Genomic DNA, 23,991 nt, shown 5'->3' with positions numbered 1-23,991 from the left:
GCATCGGCCACCGCCACCACCACTGAGCCCGACCCCGCGCCCTGGAGGAGCATGACCCACCCCACCGTGAACCCGGTGCTGCTGGCCGACGAAATCACCCGTCAGCTCGACCGGCTCACCGACCACCTCGCCCAACTACCCCCCACCGAGGCCACGTTCGTCATCGCCCGCATTCTCGATCCGGACGACGGCGTCCTCGGCGGCGTCACCAGCCTCGTGATCGCCGGCAGCCGGTTCGCCAAGACCCAGGCCGAGCAGGGGCGGCTGCCCGCAGAGGTCTGGCTCGCTCTGGGCCGCGCGGCGAACGAACTCGACGACATCGCCTACGACCTCGACGAACACCGCACGACCCTGCGCCACCTCAGCCAGCAGCCCATCCCGGCGGCGGCAAACCCCCCGGCCCCGGCCCCGCTGGTCGTGCGGCGGCACCGGTGAAGAGGAAGCAGTGGGCCAGCTGGGGCCCGGGCGAGCAGCCCGAACAGCACTACCTCATCGAACCCCGTGCCCTCGCCGGCGGCGGCGACATCCGGCACGTCTCGGAGTACCTGCGCGCCTCCGGCTGGCGGGATCGCTCCAAGAAGGACGGTCCGCTGGCGCTGGAGAGCCCGGACCGCACGGTCCGCATCTCCTACGACCCGTACATCCAGCCGGGCGGCTGGGCCATCCGCGGCGCAGCGCGAGGGCACCAGGCCGAGTGGTGGGCCACGCTGGGCCGGCAGACCCCGGTGGAGATCGTCGCCGGGCTGACCGACGCCCTGACCCAGCCCCCGTCCGCCCACGCCCCCAATGTGTGGGCGCCGCTCAAGGAGCAGCGCTGGCAGCTGCAGAGCGAGGGCCGCCACTACACGGCTACCAGCCGGGACGGTTCGGCATGGCTGCACTTTCGCCAGGACACGACCGGTGACGCCCTGTGGTGGTCCGGTGCGGGCGACCCGCGCGGCAGCGGCTGGAGCGCCCAGTTCGCCCCCACCACCCCGATGCACCTCGTCGCTGCCTTCTCCGCCGCGCTCGCCAGCCCGGAGCCGGTGATGCGCCCCCGCGGGCGCGTCCCGCACACCGCGAAGATCCGCACCACGTCCGTGTCGGTCCTGCCTTCCCAGCTCTCCGCCTGGCAGCAGGCCCGGATCACCGCCGCCCGTGCCGCCACCTGGGCCCGCTCCTGGAACGCCAACCGGCCACGGACCGCACCGCGCCCCCACGCCTCCGCCGGCGGCACCCGCGCCCGCGCCCGCCGTTGACCCTGCCCGCCGACCGCCCAGGAGCCCTGTGCGCGCCCCGATCGTGGACGCTGTCCACTCCTCACTCCTCTCCCGCCCCGCCGGCTACCCGTCCACGGGGCCGAGGCTCGCCCTGTCAGCGGACACGCCGCCGAACTCCCGGAGGTGGGGCCGATGCCGGTGAGCCAGCAGCAGTTGGCGGCCTTCGCCGACGCTCACGCCTGGCGGATCCCCTTCGACACCAGTCCCCGCCACCTCGCCGGGCCCGGCGACGGGCTCCGCGTCACCCACGGTCTGGCCGCCGCCGGATGGCGGCGCACCTCCGACCCGCTCAGCCCCGAGATCGTCCTCACCAGCCCCGGCCAGCGCCACAGCCTCCAGTTCGACCCGCAGTCCGCCACCTCCGCCTGGTGGCGGCTGCGGGCCGAGCACACCGGCTCCGAGCCCGGCTGGTACGCGGAGTTCGGCAAACTCGTCCCCGCCGAACTCCTCGCCGCCGTGACCGACGCCCTTGTCGCCCCACCACCGGCCGAGCAGAGCGATCCATTCCGCAGGCTGCAGTCGGCGAACTGGCCGACCGACGCGGCGGACGCGGCGCGCTCGCCCGACGACATGTGCTTGGTGGAGCGGCGCTTCATCGACGGTCACAGCACCAGGTTCTGGCACATCGAGGCGAACGAGCCGGGACACGGCATCCCCCGGGGCCCGCGCCTGTGGCATGCCGTCTTCAGCAGCCGCACCCCGGTCCATCTGATCGACGCGTTCGTCGCCGCGCTCGCCGCCCCGGCTCCGCTCCAGCGCGGCATGTACGAACGCACCGCCCACTACAGCGTCGTTCAGGAGCCCAGCCCGCTCACGCTGCAGCAGATCGTCGCCGGGCACACCCGCCGCCTCGACGCGATCCGCGCCCAGGCACGCGCCGCCCGCCGACAGCAGCAGACACCCACAGCGGCCCAGGCCCCGGCGACCAGCCCTGCCGCCCGGCCCACCGCCCGCCGCTGATCTTGAGAGGACCCCTTCCGATCTCCTTCGACCATCTCGCTCACCGCGACTTCCTGCACTACCTCGACGTCTTCATCCAGGACAGCGAGAAGATCCTTACCGCGTGGGACGAATACTCCGACGAGCACACCGACCTCGACGGCTGGCCGTACGACGACCACGCCTACGGACTGCGCCAGCGCCAGCGCGACGCCGACACCGCCGCCGCGTTCGAGACCGTACGCGCCGGCGCCCGCCACCTGCTGGCCACGGCCGACGCGCAACTGCCCACCCTGCCCCCGGGCTCGGTCCAGGCGCACTGGGTCTACCGGCTCGGCGTCCTGCGCGGCGCTCTCGACCGGCTCGACGCCTTGCACGAGCAGTGGCTGCTCACCCGCGACGGCCTCCCGGCCGGTGCCGCGCCCGGCGCCTCGGTCTTCGACGACGTCCTTGCCGAGCACCACGCCGCGTGCTGGAGCCATCTCGACGACTGGGCCACCCACGGCGGCGTGATCGGCGATATCAACACCGCGGCCCGGCACGCCCCGTCCCCGCTGGCACCGCCCCCCGTCGCGATACCGGTCCTCCCCGCGCCCGGCCCGACCCTCACGGTGCGCAGGTGACCATGGCCCCAGGACCAGAGATGGTCGAGGTCGGCTTCGTCGCGCCGCGTCACCTGGCCGACGGCGGTGACCCTGCCTGGATCACCGTCCCCCTGCACCACGCCTGCGGCTGGAGCTACGGCCAGGACCCCCTGCTGCCGCGCGTCGTCCTCACCAGCCCGGACCAGAAGGCCCACCTGCGGCTGGACCCCGACCCCGACGGCCAGTGGTGGACCCTCCACCACGCACCCGCGCCCGGCAGGCCCGCCTGGTACGCGAGTTTCGGCGCCCGTACCCCGGTCGACGTGATCGGCGCCTTCCTCGACGCCCTCACCGACCCGAACGCTGCCACCGCCGTCGAGGCAGATCCGTACGAGCCGCTGCGGCAGGCAGGCTGGGTGCCCGCCAGCACCCAGACCAGACTCGTCTCACCCGACGCCACCACCCACGTCCAGTGCCACGGGCCCTTCTTCGCCACCACCGTACTCAACAGCGGCTCCCAGCCGGTGTGGCAGGCCCGGTTCGGCGAGCACACCCCTGCCCACCTGCTCGCCGCGTTCACCACCTCGCTCGCCGACCCCAGCCCGGTTGCCCGCGCCCTCGACACCCAGCGGCTGCCCACGCTCAACCCCCGCCTCGTCACCCGGGTACGGCGCGAAGTCACCGCCGAACAGGCCGCCTTCGCCCTCGAAGAGCGTGTCCGCGCACTCGGTGCCCGCCGCCCCGCCCTGCCCTCGCCGCCAGGCATTCAGCCCAGGCCGCCCGGCACCGGCCGCACCCGCTGATCCCGCCGCCTCACCGGAACCCTTAGCCCCTCTTGCCTTCCTCCTCTACGAACAGCACCGACGGCTACGACGTTGTCTTCCGGCTCCTGCTGGGAGCGCTCGCCGTCGTCGTCCCCCTGTCCCACCTCGCCTGGCTGTCCGGGAACATCACCGCCTACCTCACCGGAGGCGCCTGGGCCCCCTACCAGCCGGCCATCGCCCTGTTCCACCCCGAACGGCTCTGGCCCGACCTCGGAGAAACGCCCCTGCTGATCGGCGCGCGCATCGCCCCGATCGTGATCCTCCTCGCGCTCGCCACCACCGCCGCCCTCCTGTGGGGGCGGCACAAGAACCGCGGCACCAGCCGGAAGAAGATCACGGGCATGGCCAAGGCCCGGGACATCGAACCCCTGATGGCCAAGGCGATCACCGCCAAGGCCCGCTCCCTGCGCCCGAGCCTGAAACACTCCAAGCACATCGACGCCGCCGACACCGGCATCCTCCTCGGCAACCTCCAGGGCACCCGTCACGAAGTCCGCATGGGATACGAGGACGTCGCCGTCGCGATCATGGCCCCCCGGTCCGGCAAGACCACCAGCCTCGCGATCCCCTCCATCCTGGCGGCCCCCGGCGCGGTCCTGTTGACCTCGAACAAGGCGGCCGGCGACGCCTACACCGCCACCCTCGACGCCCGCGCCGTCATCGGACGGGTGTGGTCGATGGACCCGCAGCAGATCGCGCACGCCGAACGCTCGATGTGGTGGAACCCGCTCGCCGACGCCAAGACCCTCGACGGCGCGGGCCGCCTGGCCGGACACTTCCTCGCCGCCTCTGTGGACGCCTCCCAGCAGGGCGACTTCTGGTCCAAGGCTGGCAGCAACATCCTCTCGCAGTTGTTCCTCGCCGCCGCGCTCGACGAACGCCCCGTCACGGACGTCATGCAGTGGCTCGCGTTCCCCGCCGACCGCACCCCGCTGGACATCCTGCGCGACCACCAGTTCACCGCGGTCGCCGCCCAGTTGAAGGGAACCGTCGAGGGACCGCCCGAGACCCGTGACGGTATCTACGAGACCGCCCGGCAGTACGCCGCGGCCCTCCTCAACTCCGAGATCGCCGCCTGGGTCACCCCGCAGAAGGACGTCCCCGAGTTCCGGCCGTCGCAGTTCGTCACCTCTGCCGACACCCTGTACCTGCTGTCCAAGGATGGCGGAGGGGGAGCATCCGCGCTGATCGCGGCGTGCGCGGACTCCGTGATGCGGGCCGCGACCGCCCAGGCCGAGCGCGCCGGCGGGCGCCTCGACCCGCCGATGCTCGCAATCCTCGACGAGGCCGCCAACGTCTGCAAAATCTCCGATCTGCCGGACCTGTACAGCCACTTGGGCTCGCGCGGGATCATCCCGATCACGATCCTGCAGTCCTACCGCCAGGGCCAGAAGGTCTGGGGGGACGCGGGCATGGACGCGATGTGGTCCGCCTCCACCGTCAAGGTGATCGGCTCCGGCATCGACGACCCGGACTTCGCGGACAAGCTCTCCCGGCTCATCGGCGACCACGACGTTCAGACCACCTCCACCTCCACCTCCGAGTCCGGGAAGTCGACCTCGGTGTCGATGCGTCAGGAACGGATCCTGCCCGCGGACGCGATCCGCGCGCTGCCCAAGGGCACCGCTCTCGTTTTCGCCACCGGTTTGCGGGCCGCCATGCTCGACCTGCGCCCGTGGTACGCGGAGCCGGGTGCCGGTGAGCTGGCCGCCGCCTCGGAGCGGGCCTCCAGGGGCATCACCGCGCGCGCCGTCGCCAAACACACCCCGGCGAAGTCCGACTTCGGCAAGGCCGCGTGAACCGATCCCGGCTGCACCTGGTGCCGGTCCGCTCACGCGACGCGAAGGAGTTCGTGCGGACCTGGCACCGTCACCATCCACCGCCCGCCGGACAGATCTTCGCCGTCGGAGCCGCCGACGGAGAAGGCATCCTCCGGGCCGTGGCCATCGTGGGCCGGCCAGTCGCCCGCCATTTCGACGACGGGACCACCCTGGAAGTCACGCGCACCGCCAGCGACGGCGCGCGCAACGCCAACTCCCTGCTGTACGGGGCTGCGTGGCGGGCAGCGAAGGCGCTCGGATACCGGCGATTGATCACCTACCCGCAGGAGGGCGAAAGCGGCGCGTCGCTGCGCGGCAGCGGCTGGCGCATCATCGCCAGCCGCCCACCCCGCAGTGGATGGCACACCCCCTCCCGGCCCCGCGCCGGCCACGGCAACGACCGCACCGCCCGTCTCCTGTGGGAAGCACCCTGACCACCCGCAGCCCGCACCGGCCCGTCGTACGCCGTCCGTCCCTTCTCCTCACCCACCCGTTCCCTCACGTCGTCCCCAGTCCGGAGTTGCCTTGCAGAGCCTCGACATGAGCGAGCACACCCGTCTCCTCGGCCAGGTGGCCCCCGCACTAAAGGACCTGCGCGAGGAGGCGGAACGCATCCGGGAAGGCGACATCACCCGGCCGGTCCGCGAGATCGCGCCCCTCAGCCTGCGCGTCCAGCAGCTGGCCATGGAATGCACCCGGCAGTTCCATGACCTGTCGACGAGCCAGTACGCGGTCATGAAGGGCGGCCAGGAGAACCTCGCTCACCTCGCCGGCGCCTGTGCCCAGGTCTCGCTGGCGGCCACGCTGTGCAACCTCGCCATCCACCACCGCACCGAGGTCCTGCTGTACGAGGATGCCGACCCCACCCCCAAGACCAGCCGTGACCAGCTCCGACGAGCCGGTGACGAAATGCAGCGGGCGGCCACCACATACCGCGCTCTGGCACGACTGCTCTCGCGGCGGCTGGCTTCAACCGCCTCCCGCACCGAAGACCAGCAGCTCATCGCCCATGCGCTGGCGAACGGCTCAGAGAAGGCGTCCGCCCCCGCATCCACGCCGTCCTCCCCGGCGCCACCACGCCCCGCGCCGAAGCCGTTCACCCACACACGGCGCTGACGGCGGGGGCGCCTACCCCTCACCCGTCAACGCGCCGGGCCTGCTCACCGCGCTATCCGCAGCCCCCTTCTCCTGGAGATCCATGTCCTTCGTGGACCACGCGGACGTGTTCATCGGCTCCACCGGTGACGCGCACACGTTCGTCGTCCTCAACCGCCCCATCCGCGGCGCCGACCGCCTGCTGACCGGCGCCGGGTTCACCGCCCGCACGATCAACGGCCGGAGCATCTACCTGCTCCCGCCCACTGCCTCCGAGGAGGCCAACGAGCGGGCCGGCATCGCGATGTACGGGCTGCTGTCCCACACCCACGACCTCGTCGACCTGTCCTGGACCACCCGCCACAGCCCACAAGACCCTGGTCCCGAACCCGACCTGTGCTTCACGCTCACCGACACCGCCCTCACCGCGACCGCCGCCACCAACGAAGCCCGCTCCCTCCTGGAACAACACGGCTTCACGCCCTGCGCCGGATCGTCGTACGAATCGCCGGTCCTCCTGAGCGAGCGTGACCTGCTGGGCGCGGTCGTCCGCGCCGAATCCCACGCCTACGCCCACGGACTGGTCGTCCACGTCGACCTGGGCATCCCCACCCCCGACGCGATCCCCGCCGCACCCCAGCGCATCTCGACCGCCGTCCCCGGCGGCCCCGCCACCCAACCGACACGGCGCCGCAGCCACTGACCTCCCCGGAGACCCCTCATCGCCACCCGCCAGATCGATCTGACCATTCAGGTCGACCACTTCCTCCAACTCGGCGCCAACTTCGACGCCTTGAAGACCAACGTCAGCACGCTGAAGGCGCAGCCGGGCAGCGAAATGCTGGAACAGCTCACCCCGAAGATCACCCAGGTGCACGAGCTGACAGGCCGCGTCCTGGTACGGCTGGCCGCCCTCGACAACAGCCAGTACACCCTCGTACCCGGCAGCCGCTCCACTCTGGACGCACTCGGCTCCATCGTGGAAGCGGCCTCCCTGGCCGCTCTCGGACTCGCGCGCGCGGTGGCGGACAACCCGCTGGAAGGAGCCGCCTTCGCCGACGGCCCACCGCTCGACGACACCGGCGTGCGCGAGGCCCGTCACGCCGAGGCCGCCCCTCGTCTGGCCAAGGCCCTGGGCGACGCCACCCACCAGCTGGACCTGTGTGCAAACGGCTGCCAGTACACCGCATCGTTCATCATCCGCGACCTCAAGGAACACCCGGAACATCTGCCACCGCTTCCGCAGCTGACCCGGGCCCAGTACACGGCCCTGGAGAAGGTCGCCCAGGGCGGCACCCGTGTCTCCCGGTCGCTGCGAGGCGGCCGGGAAAGCGTCCGGGCCGGCGACGGCAGCACCCTCCACAACAAGCCCTTCACCGTGCTCGCGGACAACAAGCTGATCCGCGTCCACCGCGGGCCCTCCGTCTTCCTCGACCAGAGCGTCACGGTCACCACCACCGGACGCCTGGCCCTGGACACCCAGAACCCCACCCGCACACCGGCACCCGCCATGGCCAAGGCGCCCGCTCCCGCCGCGGCCGACAGGCGGCGGTGACAGGCTTGGCTCCCGACGACCCCGTGTTCGTCGCCCCACGCCACCTCGCCGGCCCCGGCGATCCGTCCCTGGTCATCCAGCCGCTGCAGGCCGCCGGCTGGATCAGCCGCTCCCGGCCGGACAGCGCGCATCTCTTCTACGCCAGTCGCTTCAGCGATCGGACGGTGGCTCTGCGCCCCGTCCCCTCGGCGTACGCGCCGTGGTGGTATTTCACCGGCACCCACGACGGCCAGCCGTGGAGCGCGGAGTTCGGCGGGAACATCCCCTGCGAGATCCTCGCCGAGTTCACCGCCGCCCTCCTGCACCCGGCGCCCGACACGTCCGCCGAGGTCTGGCCGCTGCTGACCGCAGCCGGCTGGCAGCACTACGACTACGAGCAGGACGACGTCACCGCCCGGCACCCCTCCGGGTCCCTCGTCCTGTCCCGGCACCGCCCCGGTACCACGCCTGCGGACTCCTGCACCGCCGAGGCGGCCGTCCACCTCGGCACCTACTTCTGGAACGCCGAACTGCACGCCGTGCCCCCGCACCTCGTCGCCGAATTCGCCACCGCCCTGCCCCGCTCAGAGCCCGTTCTGCGAGCCAGGGGCGCGGTCCTTGACCCGCACGTCGTCACGCAGACGCCCGTCGAGCCGCACGCGGCACCCCGGCGCACCGCCCAGCTCCGGCCCCACTCCACCTCCCCGGGGCCCGTCGCGGCATCTCCCTCCCGCAGAACGAGCCGCTGACCCCGCGGCCCTGGATTCACGCACCCAAACGATCACATAACCGAAAGCACACCGTCATTTCCGACACGCCTGCCCTCACCTGCCTTTCTCTGGGTGCCGGAGTTCAGTCCAGCACTCTACTTGCCCTCTCCGCGCACGGAATTCTCCCGAAGGTCGATTACGCAATTTTCGCCGATACCGGCTGGGAACCCCAGGCGGTATACGCCCATCTCGACCGCCTCGAACGTGAAATCGCCCGGCCGGCCGGAATACCCGTCCTCAGGGTTTCTTCGGGAAACATCCGCAACGACGCTCTCGACCCGGATCACCGGTTCGCGTCCATGCCTCTCTACGTCCTCAACCAGGACGGGAAACAGGGCATGACCAGGCGCCAGTGTACAGGGGAGTATAAAATTAAGCCTATCAAGAAGAAGGTTCGGGACCTTATCGGATATCCCTATCCGCAGCGCATCCCGAAGGATGTGTTCGTCGAGCAGTGGGTGGGTATCTCGACGGATGAATTCCATCGGGCCAAAGACGCCGACGTCAAGTACATGCGCAACCGGCACCCTCTCATCGACCTGGACTTGTCCCGCTCGGACTGCGTCCGGTATCTCACCTCTATCGGTCTGGCGGATACTCCGAAATCGAGTTGTCTGGGCTGTCCCTTTCATGGAAATCAGCAGTGGAGAAATATCCGGGATACCAGTCCTGAGGAATGGGCGGATGTGGTCGCATTCGATGCGGCCATCCGGCAGGGCAATGCCCGCGCGAACGCCTCCGGGAACCGACTGTTGGGGCAGGCGTACCTGCACCGCTCCCGCGTCCCCCTCGACGAGGCCCCCATCGACCACGTCACGGCCGCCGAGTGGGCGGCCCGCCAGCAGAACCTCGACGACCAGGCCGCCGTCGTGGAGGAGCTGGAGACGGGGGTGGTCGACGGCTGCTCCCCGTGGGCGTGCCGCGGCGCCGAACCCGAGCCGGTGCAGAGCGACTTCGGCCTGGCCTCGTGAGGCGGATCATCCTCGACCTGTTCGCCGGCCCCGGCGGCTGGAGCCACGCCCTGACCGTCCTCGGGGCGCGGGATGTCGGCCTGGAATGGGACGAGTGGGCCTGCAAGACCTGTGCCAAGGCAGGGCAGTTGACGATCCGCACCGACGTCGCCGCCTACCCCGTATGGATCTTCTCCGGGCGGGTACTCGGGGTCATCGCCTCCCCGCCGTGCCAGGCATGGTCGATGGCCGGCAAGCGGCTCGGCCTCATCGACCAGGCCCTCGTGCACCAGGCGGTCGCCGATCTCGCCGCCGGACGCGACACCCGCGAGCAATTGCTCGGCGCGTGTGCGGACGAGCGCTCGCTGCTGGCCGCCGAACCCATGCGCTACCTGCACGCCCTCAACGCGGTGGGCGAGCCGGAGTGGGTGCTGATGGAGGAGGTCCCGGACGTCCTGCCGCTGTGGCGGCAGTACGCGGCCGTGCTGCGCGGCTGGGGCTTCAGCGTGTGGACCGGGATCCTGAACGCGGCCGACTACGGCGTACCGCAGACGAGGCGGCGGGCGATTCTGCTCGCCTCCCGGGTCCGCGCCGCCGGCCCCCCGCCGCCCACCCACGCACCCTTGGCCGAGCCGGAGTCGCTGTTCGGGCCGGGCCGCGACCGGTGGGTGTCCATGGCCCAGGCCCTGGGCTGGGGCGCCACCGACCGTCCCGTACCCACCGTGTGCGCGGGCGGCGGGCCGGGCGGCGGCCCCGAACCCTTCCCCTCCGGCTCCCGCAAGACCCTCATCGACGCCCGCGACCGCGGCACCTGGACACCCCACCCCGACACCGAGACCGTCCCCGCCTCCCGCCGACAGGGCCCCGGCCGGGTGACGACCGGCCCACGGCCCCTCCGGCCGCCGCCCTCACCGGCGAGGCGCACCGCTGGTCATGGTCGCTGCGCAGCAACAACCAGGCCAACGCCACCGTGCGGCGTGCCAACGAGCCCGCCGGCACCCTGTTCTTCGGCCACCGGGCCAACGAATGCACCTGGGTCGCCGACGCCCCCTCGGGCATGCCGGACGATGAGCAGCGACCGGCCCCGATCAAGATCACCGCCCGGGAAGCGGGCGTCCTGCAGACCTTCCCCGCCGACTACCCGTGGCAGGGCACCAAGGGCCAGCAGTTCTCCCAGATCGGCAACGCGGTCCCCCCACGCCTGGCCGCGCACCTACTCCTGCCCCACCTGCGCCCCGACCAGCCCTTCAACCCCGACGACTTCACCCTCACCGCCTGATGCCCCACACCCCCGACGCCTTCGAGGACGACGGCATCGACCGCGTACCCGCGCCCAAGCCCGTCCACTACGCCGAGCAGGCCCTGCTCGGCGCCCTCCTCCTCGAACCCGCACGCCTCGCCGACATCAAGCAGCTGAGCGCCGACCACTTCGAAAGCCACACCCACGCCGCCCTGTTCACCGCGATCCGTACGCTCCCGGCACCCGATCCCGCAGACCACGCCAAGGACACGGCCTGGCTCAACACCGTGCTGGACGTCGCCCGCCCGCACGCGCCCGGCCTGAACGCCTCCTACCTCCACGCCCTCATCCAGTTCTGCCCCCGCGCCGCCCATGCCGCCGCGTACGCGAGGATGATCCGCGCCGACCACGCCCGACGGCTCCTGCGTAGCCACGCCGAGCGCCTCGGCCTCACCGCCTCCGACCCCGGGCTGCCCGATCCGGCCGCCACGGTCCTGGTACTCGCCGACGACTTCAGCCGCCTCCTGGACACCCTCGCGGGCGAGTTCACCCCGCACCCAGGCTCCCTGCCCCGTACCGCGGTCCCCGCCCCGGCTGCTCGGCAGGCCGGGGAGGAGGAACTCGACGAGGAGCAGCTACTCCTGGCCTCGGCCACCGCCAGCCCCCAGGACGTGCAGCAGATGCGGTGGCTGACGACGGACGACTTCGTCCTGCCGCTGCACGCCGGAATCTGGCAGTCCATCACCGCCCTGGTCCACCGCGGTGACATGGTCGACCCAGTCACCGTCCTCGGCGAAGCACAGCACCGTGGACTGATCACCGAGGCCCTCACCCCGAAGGATCTGATGGCCCTGGTCTCCACCCCCGCAGGCTCTCCGGAGCACTGGGGCGAACAGATCCTTCGGCGTGCTCTCCTCGCGCGCGCCCAGACAGTCGCGACACGGATCACCGCCTACACCGACGACCTCTCCAACACGCCCCACCAGCTCATCACCGGCAGCCGCCGCGCCCTGGCCGACCTCAACACCCTGCGCACCCGCTACCGCCGCGCCACGGCCCCCGCCACGACGCCTGCCGCCCATCCGCCCGCTCGCGCCGCGCCGCTACCCCGGGCAGCCGGGCCCCCGCCGCTCACCGCCCCGGCCGCTCCACGAGCCCACCGCTGACTTCAACCGCCGCGCCCCACACCGCTGCTGGGCCCGGACCGAATCGAGCCTGCCCCCCATGTCCCCCGACGTCCTCGTCCGCTTCGACACCCACCCCGCCCACCCCAGTGCCGTCATCGCTCACCTCATCGGCACCATGCCGGACTCCGCGCACGTCCGGTACGCGGCCCCGTGTAAACGCTGCGGCCGCCGCGAGAGCGCGAGGGCCCGCGTACGCCCAACCGGACCGGCCGGCTCGCCGAGACCGCGGTCCGGGCCGCCGGGTGCCAGTGCGCGGGTGTCCAGGAGAAGAACCGGCCATCTGGCCGCCGCACGCCCCGGCGCGGGGATATGGCGCAACCAATCCTCCTCAAGCCGACGGCGCCCCCACTCTCGTGCGCGTGGCCGCCGCACGGATCGCCTCGACGTGGAGGTCGATCTGGGCGGCGAAGAGTGCGTTCTCGTCGCTGGCGACGGCCAGGGCCGGTACCCGTGAGGCCCGCGGTTCGTTGCGGGCGATGTTGACGTAGAGGGCCGCGAGGGCCGCGTCGTCCTTGCGGCGGATGTCCTCGCCCAAGGAGGCGCGCATGGCGTCGACCGTGAGTAGACCCATCACGGTGTCCGTGTACAACTCGTAGTGGAACAGCGCCTGTTCCTCGGACAGCCCGGCGTCCAGGAGCAGACGGAGGGTGGCCAGGGCCACTGCCTCGTCGCCCGGGCCTCCGGTGTTCCGGTAGCCGAGCCAGGCGAGGGTGACCGCGTGACGGCGCCCCACCTCACGGCCCAGCAGGGCGAGTCGGCGCAGATCTGCCGCCCAGTCACCGCTGGGGGTGAAGCGGTCGGCGATCTCCACGAAGATCTGGTCGGCCAGCGCGAGCATCAGCTCGTCCTTGTCGCGGAAGTGCCGGTAGAGCGCCGTGGCGACCACACCGAGCCGTGCTCCCAGGGCGCGGAACGAGACCCCGGCGGGGCCCTCGGCCGTACTGATCTCCACGGCCGCCTCGATGATCTGCTCCCGTGTGAGCGTGCTGCCCCGGCGTCGTCCTCCGGTGGCTTCTGGCGCCCCCATGGGCCTCCTTCCACTGTCCCCAATACCTGCGGTGATCCTATGGAACATCAGGGTCACCAGTCCAGACAACGCTCTAGACAACAGTGTTCACATTGCTGTTCAATCAGGGCCACGTCGACGCCACGCACCCCTCCCGGCGCCGTCAGCCGCAAACACCCGTGATCGCACACACCCGTGATCCGCACCCTCCCGCCCCGCGATGCCGGACCAAGCCCCACCCGCATCGCGAACGCGCACCCGCTTCCCTATTCGGAGCCGCGAGATGCCCCTGCCCGTGCACCGCGCCGAGCCCGCCCCCGTGCCCGACTCCGCGACCCAGCTCATGGTCGCGATGCGGGACGGGGTCCGCCTGGCCACCGACCTCTACCTGCCGGCCGACCACGACGACCCACTTCCCGCGGCCCTCGTCCGGCTCCCGTACGACAAGGACAGCCGCTACGTCTTCATGGACCGCATCGCCGCCTACCTGACCGCGCGCGGCTACGCCGTGCTCGTCCAGGACGTGCGGGGCAAGTTCCGCTCGGAGGGCGAGACCATGCCCTTCGTGCACGAGGCCGACGACGGTTACGACACGATCGACTGGATCGTCCGCCAGGAGTGGTCGGACGGCCGGGTCGGGATGTTCGGCGACTCCTACTACGGCGCCACCCAGTGGGCGGCCGCCTCCGCCGGGCACCCCGCGCTGAAGGCGATCGCCCCACGCGTCACCGGCGCGGACGGCATCCGCCCCGACTACTGGGAACAGGACGGTGTCACCCAGCTCTTCGGCGCCCTCTACTACGCGGCCTACTGGACCGACCGCTGGGTGTACGAGTTCGAGCCCGACCTGACCCGCCGCCCGCTGATCGAGGCGATGGAGGAGATAGCCGAGGGCATCGGCGCCCGCCCCGCCATGTGGGACGCCTTCGTCCCCGAGGTGAAGCAGGTGCCCGCCTTCCCGCACGGCCACCCCTTCGACGGCAGCCCGCTGCCCGTGCTGCACCAGGCCGGCTGGTTCGACAACTGCCTCCAGCCCAGCATCAACGACTGGGCCGAGCTCGCCGCCCGCCCTGCCTGGGCCGAGCTCCAGTACCTGCATGTCGACTCGATCGACCACGAGGGCTACCACCTGGACGACGTCCCGGTCCCGCCGGAACTCGACCACTGGACCGTGGACACGGCGGTGGACCGGCTACTGCCGCGCCACCTCGACCCGCTCGTCGAGTTCTTCGACGTGTTCGTCAAGGGCGAGGGATCCGCGCGGCGGCTGCCCCGGGTGCGCTGGCACCACGGGCACGTCGGCGACCGTACGGCGCCGACCTGGCCGCCCCCGGGTGCCCGCACCCAGCGCCTGTACCTGGACTCGGGCGGTCTCCGGCCGGACACCCCCGCCGTGGAACAGGCCGTCTCCTGGGTGCACGATCCGTCGGACCTGGTGCCCAGCCTCCTCGAGGACTCCTTCTCCGCGCTCCGGTACCACCTCGACGAGTCGCCGCTGCACCGCCGTACGGACGTCGTCGTCTTCACCACCGACCCGGCCACCGAACCACTGGACCTGGCCGGCCCGGTGCGGGCCGCACTGACCGTCGGCACGGACGGGCCGAGCGCGCACGTCTACCTCAAGCTGCTCGACGTCTCCCCCGACGGAGCCGCGCACGTGCTCGTGCGCGGACAGCGGCTGATCCCGGGCGGGCCGCCCGCGCCGGTGACCTTCGACCTCACCCACACCGGGTACCGGCTGCGCCCCGGGCACGCGCTGCGGCTGCACATCGCCTCCAGCGACTTCCCCACCTATCTGCCGCACCCGGGCACGGAGGAGAACCCGTGGCTGGCCGCCGACGGCAAGGCCACCACGCAGACCCTGCTCATCGGCGGGGAGCACGCCTCCCACCTGTCGGTGACCGTCGTCGACGCGGCGAGCCTGTCGTGAGCGCGCTCCGGCGGCTCCTCCTCGTGCTGCTCGCGCTCGCCCTGGCGGGCTGCACCGGCCTGCCACGCGCCGAGCTCGGCAGCACGACCCTGCGCGACACGTCCGAGAAGGCCACCGGCTCCCTCGACTCGCTGGTGTGGGACCTGCCGTCCGGCGAACCCACCACCCTCGACTACCAGCAGGCGGGCGACGTGTCGCCGTATCTGCTGGTCAGCAACCTGTGCGACAGCCTGCTGCGGCTCAACCCGGACTTCAGCACGTCCCCCGCGCTGGCCCGTTCCTGGGACCGGCCCGATCCGCGCACGCTGGTGCTGCACCTGCGTGACGACGTGCGGTTCTGGGACGGCAGCGCGCTCACCTCAGCCGACGTGGTCTACAGCCTGAAGCGGCAGCTCGACCCGAACGCCATCGCCGGCTCCTTCTTCGTCAACGTGAAGTCGATCGAGGCGAACGGCGCCCACACGGTCACCGTGCGCTTCACGCGCCCCGACGAACTCTTCCTCAAGGAACTCGCCACCACCGCGGGCACCGTCGTACAGGCCCGCTACGCCCGGCAGGCGGGCAAGAAGTTCGGTACCGCGGCGGGTGGAGTCATGTGCTCCGGCCCCTTCGAACTGGCGCAGTGGAAATCGGGCGCGAGCATCGAGCTGAAGGCCAACTCCCAGTACTGGGACGCCCGTTACCGCGCCCACGCCCGCAAGGTCACACTGCTGTTCGTCACCGACACCACGGCGCTCACCCAGGGCCTGGCCAGCGGTGCCATCGACGGCGCCTTCGACGTGCCCAACGCCGCTCTGGCCACCCTCAAGGGCAGCGTCGCCGGGCAGCTCCACTTCGGCCCCAGCCTCAAGTCCGTGCAGGTGGCACCGCTCCAGGACAAGGGGATCGCGGCGGAGCCGGACATCCGCCGCGCCCTGTCCCTGGCCATCGACCGCAGGGAGCTGGCCGACACGGTCTTCCGGGGCGCCGCCACTCCCAGCACCACCGTGCTGCCGACCACCGGCTGGGACCCAGAGACCAGGGACGTCTACCGGAAGGCCGCCGTTGCCCTGCCGCTCGTCCACGCCTCCCCCACCGCCGCGGACCTGCGACAGGCCCGCGCCCTGGTCGCGAAGCATCCCGGTCTGCGTTCCGGCACCCTCGCCATCGGGGCCGGAAACCAGGACCAGGTCAACACGGCGGCCGTGATCCAGCAGGCGGCCCGGTCCATCGGCATCAAGCTGACGATCCGCCAACTGCCCGCCCTCCAGTTCTCCAGCATGTTCTACGACCCCTCCTACCGCCGTGGGCTGGACTTCGTACTGGCGGAGACCTTCCTGGACATCCCCGACCCGCTGGACTGGATCCCCAACCTGGTCCTGCCGGACGCGATGTTCAACTGGGCCGGTTTCAACGACCCGGCCGTCACCGCCGCCCTCACCAAGGCGCAGCAGACCTCCGACCCGCACGAGCGGGCCGTGCTGATCACCGGCGCACAACGCAGCTGGGAGGCCCGCACCCTCGCCGTACCGCTGCTCTCCCCGTCCGAGGTGACGTACATGAACAAGCGCATCACCGGCGCCACCACCTCCTTCGCCCGGATCTTCTCCCCGTCCCTCGCACTGATCGGCAGCAGGTGAGCGAGATGAAACCCTTCGCCCGTACGGCGTCCACCGCCCTGCTACGGCTGCTCGGAGTCGCCGTCAGTGTCCTAGTCGCCGCGTTCGCCCTGTTCGTCGCGCTGGACGCGGCGCCCGGCGATCCCGCGAGCCGCCTGGCCGGCACCCACGCCTCGGAGCGCACCCTGGTAGCCATCCGTCATCAGCTCGGTCTCGACGAGCCGCTGCCGATCCGGTTCTGGAACTGGCTGACGGGTCTGTTCCACGGCGACCTGGGCACGTCACTGACGTACCGTCAGTCCGTCTCCTCGCTCATCGGGCCGCGCGTCGCCGACACCCTGCTGCTCGTCGGGTACGCCGCCGTCCTGATCCTCGTGTTCGGTCTGGGGCTGGGCATCTGGGCCGCGCTGTCCCGCCGTACCGGCACGTTCATCACCGCGCTCACCGGCGTCGGCCTGGCGGTGCCCGCGTTCGTCGCCGCCTCCGCGCTCGTCGCCCTGCTCGCGGTGAGGGTCCACTGGTTCCCGGCCCTGGGCGGCGGCGGACCCTCGCTCGCCGACCGGCTCCAGCACCTGACCCTGCCCGCGCTCACCCTCGCGCTCACCTCGGCCGCCTATCTCGCCCAGATCACCAAGGCGGCCGTACGGGAGGAGGCCGCGCGCGAGCATGTCGAGACCGCGCGCAGCCGTGCCCTGCCCGGGCGCCGGATCCTGCGCCGGCACATCCTGCGCAACGCCATGATCCCCATCACCACCGCCGCGGGGCTGACCGTCGGCGGGCTGATCGCCGCGGACGTGGTCGTCGAGCAGGCCTTCGGTCTCAACGGTCTCGGGGCGACCCTGGTGTCCGCCGTGGCCCAGAAGGACACCCCCGTCGTCCAGTCCGTGGGCCTGCTCATGGTCGTGGTCTTCATCGTCGTCAACGCCGCCACCGACGCCCTTCAGGCGGCCCTCGACCCGAGGATCCGGGCGGTGAGCACCCGATGAGCAACGCGTCCTCCGTGCGGCTCGGCACCCGCGGGCTGTCCCTGCGTCTGCCGTTGCGGCGCCTGTCCCCGTCCACCACGGTGCTGGGCGCGCTGGCCGCGCTCCTGGTGGCCCTCGCCGTGTTCGCCCCGGTGCTCGCCACCCACCAGCCGGACGCCGTGGACATGGCCGCCGCGAGCCAGGACCCGTCCGCCGCGCACTGGCTCGGCACCGACGCCCTCGGCCGCGACCTGTACTCCCGTCTGTTGTACGGGGCGCGGATCAGCCTGCTCGGTCCCGCCCTCGTCATCGCGGGCGCCACCGTGAGCGGTGTCGCCCTGGCCCTGCTGTGCGCGTGGCGGGGCGGTCTGCTCGACCGGATCGTCAGCCGCGTCAACGACATCCTCTTCGCGTTTCCAGGCCTGCTTCTGGCCGTTCTGACCGTGGCCGTGCTCGGTCCCGGGCTGACCGCGCCCGTGGTGGCCCTGGCGATCGCCTACCTGCCGTACATGGCGCGGATCGTGCGCGGTGTGGCGGTCCGGGAGCGCCGGTTGCCGTACATCGCGGCCCTGGAGGCCGCCGGGATGTCGGCGTGGCGGATCAACCTGCGCCATCTGCTGCCCAACCTGGCGCCGTTCGTCGTCGCGCAGGCCACCGCCGCCTTCGGCTCGGCGCTCATCGACCTCGCCGGAGTGTCCTTCCTCGGGCTCGGTGTCCAACCGCCCACCCCCGACTGGGGGTTGATGGTGTCCGAGGGACAGTCCTCGCTGCTCGCCGGCGCACCCGGGCAGAGCCTGATGGCCGGCGGTCTGATCGTCGTCACCGTCGTCGTCTTCAACCTCCTCGGCGACACGATGATCGCCCGCAGCCACCAGGAGACCCTGCGATGACCGCCCCCGCGCCCCTGCTGCGGGTCGAGCACCTCGGCATCGACCTGCACCGCCGCCGTCAGGAACCCCGGACCCTCGTCCGCGACGCCTCCTTCGCCCTCGCCCCCGGCGAGGCCCTGGGCCTGGTCGGCGAGTCCGGCTCCGGCAAGTCACTCACCTCTCGCGCGATGATCCGCCTGCTGCCCCGGGACACCCGCCCGCGCGGCACGATCACCTTCGACGGCCACGACGTGCGCGCGATGCACGGCGACCGGCTCACCCGCTACCTCGCCCACGACGCGGCGATGATCTTCCAGAACCCGCGTGCCCACATCAACCCGGTCCGTACGCTCGGCGACTTCCTCACCGAGCCCCTGATCTGCCACCACGGGCTCAGCCGCGCTCAGGCGGAGGAACGGTTGGTGCCGCTGCTGGCGGAGATCGGCATCCCCGACGGCGCGCGCCGCCTCGGGCAGTACCCGCATCAGCTCTCCGGCGGTCTGCTACAGCGCATGATGATCGCCTCCGCGCTGGTCGCCGGGCCGCGTCTGCTGCTCGCGGACGAACCCACCACCGCGCTGGACGTCACCACCCAGCAGGACGTCATGGCGATCCTCGACGAGCAACGGCACGAACGCCGTCTCGCCCTGCTCTTCGTCACCCACGACCTGGAACTGGCCACCGCGGTGTGCGACCGGATCGCCGTGATGTATGCGGGCACCATCGTCGAGCAGCGCTCAGCCGCCGCCCTGCACTCCGGCCGCCGGCACCCCTACACGGCCGGACTGCTGGCGGCCCGGCCCGGACTGGGCGAGCCCGGAGCCCGACTGCGTGTCATCCCGGGCCGACCGGCGGCGGCAGACGAGTCACCGGAGGGCTGTCCCTTCGCGCCGCGCTGTGCCTTCGCCGAGGACCGGTGCCGGACCGAACGTCCCCTGCTGCGCGAGGACTCCGACGGCGCCGTGGCCTGCCACCGCGCCGACGAACTCGCCGGCGACCTCGACCGTACGAAGGAGGAAGTGTGAGCGCTCTGCTGGAGGTCACCGGGCTGACCAAGCGCTACCCCGGCCGCCAGGGCGAGGCCACGGCCTGCGAGGACGTCAGCTTCCAGGTCCGCGCCGGCGACGCCCTCGCCCTGGTCGGGGAGTCCGGTGCCGGGAAGTCGACCGTGGTCCGTCTCGTGGCCGGCCTGGAGCAACCGAGCGACGGGCGCGTCCTGTTGCGCGGCGACCCTCTGGACGCCCGCCCCAGAGGGCGTGCCGCGCGCCTGGCCCGGGCGGCGGCCGTCCAGATCGTGCACCAGGACCCGTACTCCTGCCTCGATCCGCGCCAGACCATCGGTGCCGGGCTGGCCGAGCTGCTGCGGCTGCACGCGCGTCGCCTCGGCCGGGACGGGGCCGGAAACGGGGAGGAGCGGGTCACCGAGCTCCTGGACACGGTCGGCCTCCCCGGTCTCGCCGACGCCCGCCCCGCCCGGCTGTCCGGCGGCCAGCGCCAGCGTGCCGCCATCGCCCGCGCACTGGCCGTTGAACCCGACATCCTGCTCCTGGACGAAGCCGTCGCCGCCCTCGACGTCTCCGTCCAGGCCCAGATCCTCAACCTCCTCGCCGACCTGCGGGAGCAACGGGGAACGACGCTGGTCTTCGTGACCCACGACCTCGCCGTCGTACGACAGCTCTGCCAGAGCGCGGTGGTCATGCGGGGCGGTCGTGTGGTCGAGACGGGACCGGTCTCCCGGATCCTGACGGCGCCCGAGCATCCGTACACCCGGGTCCTGCTCGATTCCGTTCCGCGGCCGGGCTGGCGTCCCCGGCGGACACGCCCGACGGCTTCACACGCCTCCACAGAAAAATAACACTTGATTCTTTAGTAACAGCTGTGCATTATCGCCGTATGGATCTGGAAGCCGCCGAAGCCGTACAGGACCCGAGGGTGCGCAGGTCCCGTACGGCTCTCATGCGTGCGGCCATCGAGCTGGTGAGCGAGCGCGAGACATCCGCGGTGCCCCTCTCCGACCTCGCCGAGGCGGCGGACATCAGCCGTCGGGTCGTCTACCAGCACTTCGGTGATCGCGACTCACTGCTTCTGGAGGCGGGCCTCGATCTCGCGCGGCGGGAGCTGCTGCCGCACCTGGCTGACCTGCCCAAGGACTCGGACGGGCGCGAGCAGGCACTCGCCGTGTGCCGGCACTTCGCCGAGCACCGCCGCTACTACCGCGCCCTGCTGACCGGACCCTGCGCGTTCGCCCTGGACCGCGGACTCATCAGCCTGCTCCTCCCGGTCAACCGCGAGGGCGTCGAGCAGTGGCTCGGCCACCGGCTCGCCCCGCAGGCCCTGGAGGACCTCGCGGCCTTCGTGACCGGTGGGGCGAGCGCGTTCATCACGACCTGGTTGGTCGAAGCGGCCGGACCGCTCGACCCCGAGGCGTTCACCGACCGTCTGATGACCGTCATTACGGTCCTGCTGGGTCTCGCGGTCCCGTCCGGCCCGGAGGTGTCCCCGTGAACGTGGTCAGCCACCTTCTCCAGCGCCGGTTGAAGCTGTCGCCCCCTCTGACCCGGGACCTGACGGTCGAGCGCGATCTCCGCGTGCCGATGCCCGACGGAGTGGTCCTGCTGGCAGACCGCTGGGCACCGAAGGCCGGTGGCGAGGGGCTGCCGACCGCACTGCTGCGCTCCCCGTACGGCCGGAGCGGACCCATCGGCGCACTGATGGCGCGGCCGCTGGCGGAGCGCGGTTACCAGGTCCTCATCCAGAGCACGCGCGGCGGATTCGGCTCGGGCGGCACGTTCGACCCGATGCGCCAGGAACGCGCGGACGGTCTGGCCACCCTCGACTGGCTGGTGGAGCAGCGCTGGTGCGGCGAGGCCGTCGTGCTGTTCGGCATGAGCTATCTCGGGCATGTCCAGTGGGCCGTCGCCGACCGGCTGCCGCCCCAGGTCAAGGCCATGATCCCGATCGTCACCGAGTCCGCGCTGACGCTCGAGTTCCTGCGCCCCGACGGCATGTCCCTGGAGACGCCCTTCGGCTGGGGCGCGATGGTCGGCACCCAGGAACTGCCTCTGGCGATGCTGCGCCATCCGCTCCAGGCGAGGCGCACCGCGCGCGCTCTGGGGACCCTGCCGCTGGGCCGGGCGGACACCGCCGCGATCGGCACGCGCTCGGCGTACATCCAGGACATCCTCGCGCATGACGCGGACGCGCCGCGTTGGGAGGGGTTCGACCACCGCCACCGGGTCGCCGACGCCTTGGTGCCGGTCAGCTCGTTCGGGGGCTGGTACGACATCTTCCTGCCGGGCCAGTTGCGTGACTTCAAGGTCCTGCAGGACACGGGACGCCCCGCCCGGCTGACGGTCGGATCCTGGACCCACACCACGTTCGGGCCCGAACCGATCGAGGAGGCCGTCGAGTTCGGCCTCGCCCACGCCCGCGGTGAAGAGCCCCCGCACCGGCTGCCCGTCCGGCTGTACGTCATGGGCGAGGAGGCATGGCGGGACTTCGGGTCCTGGCCGCCGCGCGGATACGAGCCGCAGCGCTTCCATCTCCAACCGGACGGCGCACTCGCCCCCGAAACGCCCCCGGAGTCGGCGCCCGACCACTACCGCTACGACCCCGCCGATCCGACGCCCGCCGTCGGCGGCGTACGCATGGTCAAGGACAGCGGGCGCGTCGAGAACTCCGCGCTGGAGGCCCGGCAGGACGTCCTCACCTACACCACGCCCCTTCTGGACCAGGACGTCGAAGTGATCGGCGATGTCCGGGCCGAGATCTTCTTCCGCTCCAGCCTGCCCCACGCCGACGTGTTCGTCAGACTCTGCGACGTCGACGAGGACGGCCGCTCCTGGAACGTCTGTGACGGTCTCACCAGCCTCACCGGCGCCGACGAGGCCCGGCTCGCCGACGTCCGGCTCTGGCCCACCGCCCACCGGTTCAAGCGCGGCCACCGCATCCGCGTGCAGGTCTCCAGCGGTGCCTTCCCCCGCTACGCCCGCAATCCCGGCACCGGTGAGTCCCGCGCCACCGCCACGACCCTGCGTGCCGCCGAGCAGACCGTCCACCACGGCCCGGACCACCCGTCCGCGATCGTGCTCCCCGTCCGCACCCACGCCTGAGACATGGCGCTCACGCGGCGCCGACCCCCCACACACAAGTCGAAGAGAGACCCCATGAACAGCTCGTCCTCCCCCACCGACCCCACGCACGCCGAGCTTCTCAAGACGGCGGACCGCATACGCCTGCAAGCGCAGGCCGCCGCCGTGGACAACGAGAACAGCGGCCGGCTGACGCCCGAACTGGTCGAGGCGCTCCGGGATTCCGGACTGATGCGCTGCGGAGCACCCGCCGAGCTCGGTGCGACGCAGACCCCGCCCGCCGTCTCTCTTGAGTGTGCCGAGACGATCGCCCGGGGCGACGCCGCGACCGGTTGGTGCGTCGCCATCGCTCTCACCACGAGCCTGCTCGGCGCCTATCTTCCCCCGAAGGGCGCCGCTGAGACCCTCGGCGACCGCGGCTCGATCCCGGCCGGGGTATGGGCACCGCGCGGCACGGCCCGCCCGGTCGACGGAGGCGTGATCGTCTCCGGCCGCTGGTCCTTCTGCAGTGGCGTCACCCACGCCGACCACTTCTTCGGCGGCTGCCTCATCGACGACGGCACCGGCGCTCCGGCGATGCGTATCGTCGGGATTCCCACGGACCAACTGCGGATTCTCGACACCTGGCACACCTCGGGGCTGCGCGGGACCGGCAGCCATGACGTCGTCGCCGAGGACGTGTTCGTCCCCGAGCACCGGATGCTGTCACTGACGGACACCCCCGTGATCGACGCCCCGCTCTACCGGTTCCCCCTGTACGGCTACTTCGCCCTGGCCGTCGCCTCGACCACGCTGGGCAACGCTCGCGGAGCCATCGACGACCTGCGTGAGCTCGCGGGACAGAAGGTCGCCTTCGGCGCCCGTCGCACGCTGGCCGAGAAGTCGACGACGCAAACCGCCGTCGCCCAGGCGGAGGCGGCGTTGAGGGCGGCGCGCGCCTTCTTCTACTCGGCCGTCGACGACGTCTGGCGTGCGGCGACCGCGGGCGACGAGGTCTCCCTCGAACTCCGTACGGGCCTGCGCCTGGCCGCGACGCACGCCGCCCGCACCTCCGCCGACGTGGTCCGGTCCATGTACGACCTCGGTGGCGGGTCCGCGATCTACGACGACTCGCCCCTCCAGCGCCGCTTCCGGGACGCGACCACCGCCACCGCCCACATCCAGGTGAACCCCGCCACCTGGGAGACCACGGGCCGCGCCCTGCTGGGGCTCCCCACGGACCTCTCCCGACTCTGACCCGGACCATCGGGTCCGGTCATTCGCGCCCGAGCCGCAGGCGGTTCAGTGCGCCCTGCGGCGTGCGCGGCTGCCTTCCACCACCAAGGAACTC

At 71.8% G+C, this 23,991-nt stretch carries 23 protein-coding genes and 1 pseudogene; 23 read left to right on the top strand and 1 reads right to left on the bottom strand.

Annotated features, from left to right (window positions below; all coding sequences use genetic code 11):
* The first annotated feature begins 51 nt into the window (after window positions 1-51).
* The 14 genes and pseudogenes from ACFY1L_RS36025 to ACFY1L_RS35960 all read left to right on the top strand — a co-directional run bounded on the left by ACFY1L_RS36025 (window position 52) and on the right by ACFY1L_RS35960 (window position 12,181).
* A complete protein-coding gene (locus ACFY1L_RS36025) occupies window positions 52-435 on the top strand; it encodes a hypothetical protein (protein ID WP_388833789.1) in 384 nt (127 codons plus the stop codon).
* Complete coding sequence (locus ACFY1L_RS36020) at window positions 432-1,238, top strand: DUF317 domain-containing protein (RefSeq protein ID WP_388833787.1); 807 nt, start codon at window positions 432-434, stop codon at window positions 1,236-1,238. The genes ACFY1L_RS36025 and ACFY1L_RS36020 overlap by 4 nt, the downstream gene beginning before the upstream one ends.
* Before the next feature lie 153 nt (window positions 1,239-1,391).
* Complete coding sequence (locus ACFY1L_RS36015; RefSeq protein WP_388833784.1) at window positions 1,392-2,219, top strand: DUF317 domain-containing protein; 828 nt, start codon at window positions 1,392-1,394, stop codon at window positions 2,217-2,219.
* A 2-nt stretch (window positions 2,220-2,221) separates the two neighbouring features.
* Complete coding sequence (locus ACFY1L_RS36010) at window positions 2,222-2,821, top strand: hypothetical protein (protein WP_388833781.1); 600 nt, start codon at window positions 2,222-2,224, stop codon at window positions 2,819-2,821.
* Window positions 2,822-2,823: 2 nt separating this feature from the next.
* Window positions 2,824-3,585 carry a DUF317 domain-containing protein gene (locus ACFY1L_RS36005; RefSeq protein ID WP_388833778.1) on the top strand — a complete coding sequence of 254 codons (762 nt, stop codon included), beginning with the start codon at window positions 2,824-2,826 and terminating at the stop codon, window positions 3,583-3,585.
* Window positions 3,586-3,617: 32 nt separating this feature from the next.
* Entirely contained in the window at window positions 3,618-5,405 is a 1,788-nt protein-coding gene (locus ACFY1L_RS36000) for a type IV secretory system conjugative DNA transfer family protein (RefSeq protein WP_388833775.1), read from the top strand.
* Window positions 5,402-5,860 (top strand): XF1762 family protein, encoded by a 459-nt coding sequence (locus ACFY1L_RS35995; protein WP_388833772.1) that lies wholly within the window; start codon window positions 5,402-5,404, stop codon window positions 5,858-5,860. Before ACFY1L_RS36000 ends, ACFY1L_RS35995 begins: the two co-directional genes overlap by 4 nt.
* Window positions 5,861-5,966: 106 nt before the next feature.
* A complete protein-coding gene (locus tag ACFY1L_RS35990) occupies window positions 5,967-6,542 on the top strand; it encodes a hypothetical protein (RefSeq protein WP_388833769.1) in 576 nt (191 codons plus the stop codon).
* 82 nt (window positions 6,543-6,624) lie between these two features.
* Entirely contained in the window at window positions 6,625-7,224 is a 600-nt protein-coding gene (locus tag ACFY1L_RS35985) for a hypothetical protein (RefSeq protein WP_388833765.1), read from the top strand.
* Between the two features lie 90 nt (window positions 7,225-7,314).
* Window positions 7,315-8,076 carry a hypothetical protein gene (locus ACFY1L_RS35980; RefSeq protein ID WP_388833762.1) on the top strand — a complete coding sequence of 254 codons (762 nt, stop codon included), beginning with the start codon at window positions 7,315-7,317 and terminating at the stop codon, window positions 8,074-8,076.
* Between the two features lie 5 nt (window positions 8,077-8,081).
* The gene (locus ACFY1L_RS35975; protein ID WP_388833759.1) at window positions 8,082-8,804 is read left to right on the top strand and encodes a DUF317 domain-containing protein; all 723 of its coding nucleotides are present in this window, start codon (window positions 8,082-8,084) and stop codon (window positions 8,802-8,804) included.
* An 89-nt stretch (window positions 8,805-8,893) separates the two neighbouring features.
* Window positions 8,894-9,796, top strand: a complete 903-nt coding sequence (locus ACFY1L_RS35970; RefSeq protein ID WP_388834721.1) for a hypothetical protein — start codon at window positions 8,894-8,896, stop codon at window positions 9,794-9,796.
* A gap of 5 nt (window positions 9,797-9,801) precedes the next feature.
* Window positions 9,802-11,054, top strand: a pseudogene (locus tag ACFY1L_RS35965) (DNA cytosine methyltransferase).
* Window positions 11,054-12,181 carry a DnaB-like helicase N-terminal domain-containing protein gene (locus ACFY1L_RS35960; RefSeq protein WP_388833756.1) on the top strand — a complete coding sequence of 376 codons (1,128 nt, stop codon included), beginning with the start codon at window positions 11,054-11,056 and terminating at the stop codon, window positions 12,179-12,181. Before ACFY1L_RS35965 ends, ACFY1L_RS35960 begins: the two are co-directional and overlap by 1 nt.
* A 349-nt stretch (window positions 12,182-12,530) precedes the next feature.
* Here ACFY1L_RS35960 and ACFY1L_RS35955 read toward each other — a convergent pair whose 3' ends face one another.
* Window positions 12,531-13,229, bottom strand: coding sequence for a TetR/AcrR family transcriptional regulator (locus ACFY1L_RS35955; protein WP_388833753.1), 699 nt, complete (start codon window positions 13,227-13,229; stop codon window positions 12,531-12,533).
* 262 nt (window positions 13,230-13,491) lie between these two features.
* Here ACFY1L_RS35955 and ACFY1L_RS35950 point away from each other — a divergent pair, with 262 nt between their 5' ends.
* From ACFY1L_RS35950 to ACFY1L_RS35910, 9 genes are read left to right on the top strand one after another with little or no spacing between them, the layout of a single operon-like run.
* On the top strand, window positions 13,492-15,138 hold the full coding sequence (locus ACFY1L_RS35950; RefSeq protein WP_388833750.1) for a CocE/NonD family hydrolase: 1,647 nt from the start codon (window positions 13,492-13,494) through the stop codon (window positions 15,136-15,138).
* On the top strand, window positions 15,135-16,757 hold the full coding sequence (locus ACFY1L_RS35945) for an ABC transporter substrate-binding protein (RefSeq protein WP_388833747.1): 1,623 nt from the start codon (window positions 15,135-15,137) through the stop codon (window positions 16,755-16,757). Before ACFY1L_RS35950 ends, ACFY1L_RS35945 begins: the two co-directional genes overlap by 4 nt.
* 5 nt (window positions 16,758-16,762) lie before the next feature.
* A complete protein-coding gene (locus tag ACFY1L_RS35940; protein WP_388833744.1) occupies window positions 16,763-17,722 on the top strand; it encodes an ABC transporter permease in 960 nt (319 codons plus the stop codon).
* Complete coding sequence (locus tag ACFY1L_RS35935; protein ID WP_388833741.1) at window positions 17,719-18,591, top strand: ABC transporter permease; 873 nt, start codon at window positions 17,719-17,721, stop codon at window positions 18,589-18,591. The genes ACFY1L_RS35940 and ACFY1L_RS35935 overlap by 4 nt, the downstream gene beginning before the upstream one ends.
* On the top strand, window positions 18,588-19,595 hold the full coding sequence (locus tag ACFY1L_RS35930; RefSeq protein WP_388833738.1) for an ABC transporter ATP-binding protein: 1,008 nt from the start codon (window positions 18,588-18,590) through the stop codon (window positions 19,593-19,595). Before ACFY1L_RS35935 ends, ACFY1L_RS35930 begins: the two co-directional genes overlap by 4 nt.
* Complete coding sequence (locus ACFY1L_RS35925) at window positions 19,592-20,425, top strand: ABC transporter ATP-binding protein (RefSeq protein ID WP_388833735.1); 834 nt, start codon at window positions 19,592-19,594, stop codon at window positions 20,423-20,425. The genes ACFY1L_RS35930 and ACFY1L_RS35925 overlap by 4 nt, the downstream gene beginning before the upstream one ends.
* 38 nt (window positions 20,426-20,463) lie before the next feature.
* Window positions 20,464-21,075: a TetR/AcrR family transcriptional regulator gene (locus ACFY1L_RS35920; RefSeq protein ID WP_388833732.1), complete on the top strand. Its 612-nt coding sequence runs from the start codon at window positions 20,464-20,466 to the stop codon at window positions 21,073-21,075.
* Window positions 21,072-22,682 (top strand): CocE/NonD family hydrolase, encoded by a 1,611-nt coding sequence (locus ACFY1L_RS35915; protein WP_388833729.1) that lies wholly within the window; start codon window positions 21,072-21,074, stop codon window positions 22,680-22,682. The genes ACFY1L_RS35920 and ACFY1L_RS35915 overlap by 4 nt, the downstream gene beginning before the upstream one ends.
* A 54-nt stretch (window positions 22,683-22,736) precedes the next feature.
* A complete protein-coding gene (locus tag ACFY1L_RS35910; RefSeq protein WP_388833726.1) occupies window positions 22,737-23,897 on the top strand; it encodes an acyl-CoA dehydrogenase family protein in 1,161 nt (386 codons plus the stop codon).
* Window positions 23,898-23,991: the final 94 nt, after the last annotated feature.

Origin of the sequence: Streptomyces sp. NPDC001663, from assembly GCF_042893105.1 — a bacterium.
In the GTDB taxonomy this organism is placed as follows: domain Bacteria; phylum Actinomycetota; class Actinomycetes; order Streptomycetales; family Streptomycetaceae; genus Streptomyces.
This window is presented reverse-complemented; position numbering and strand designations above follow the sequence as displayed.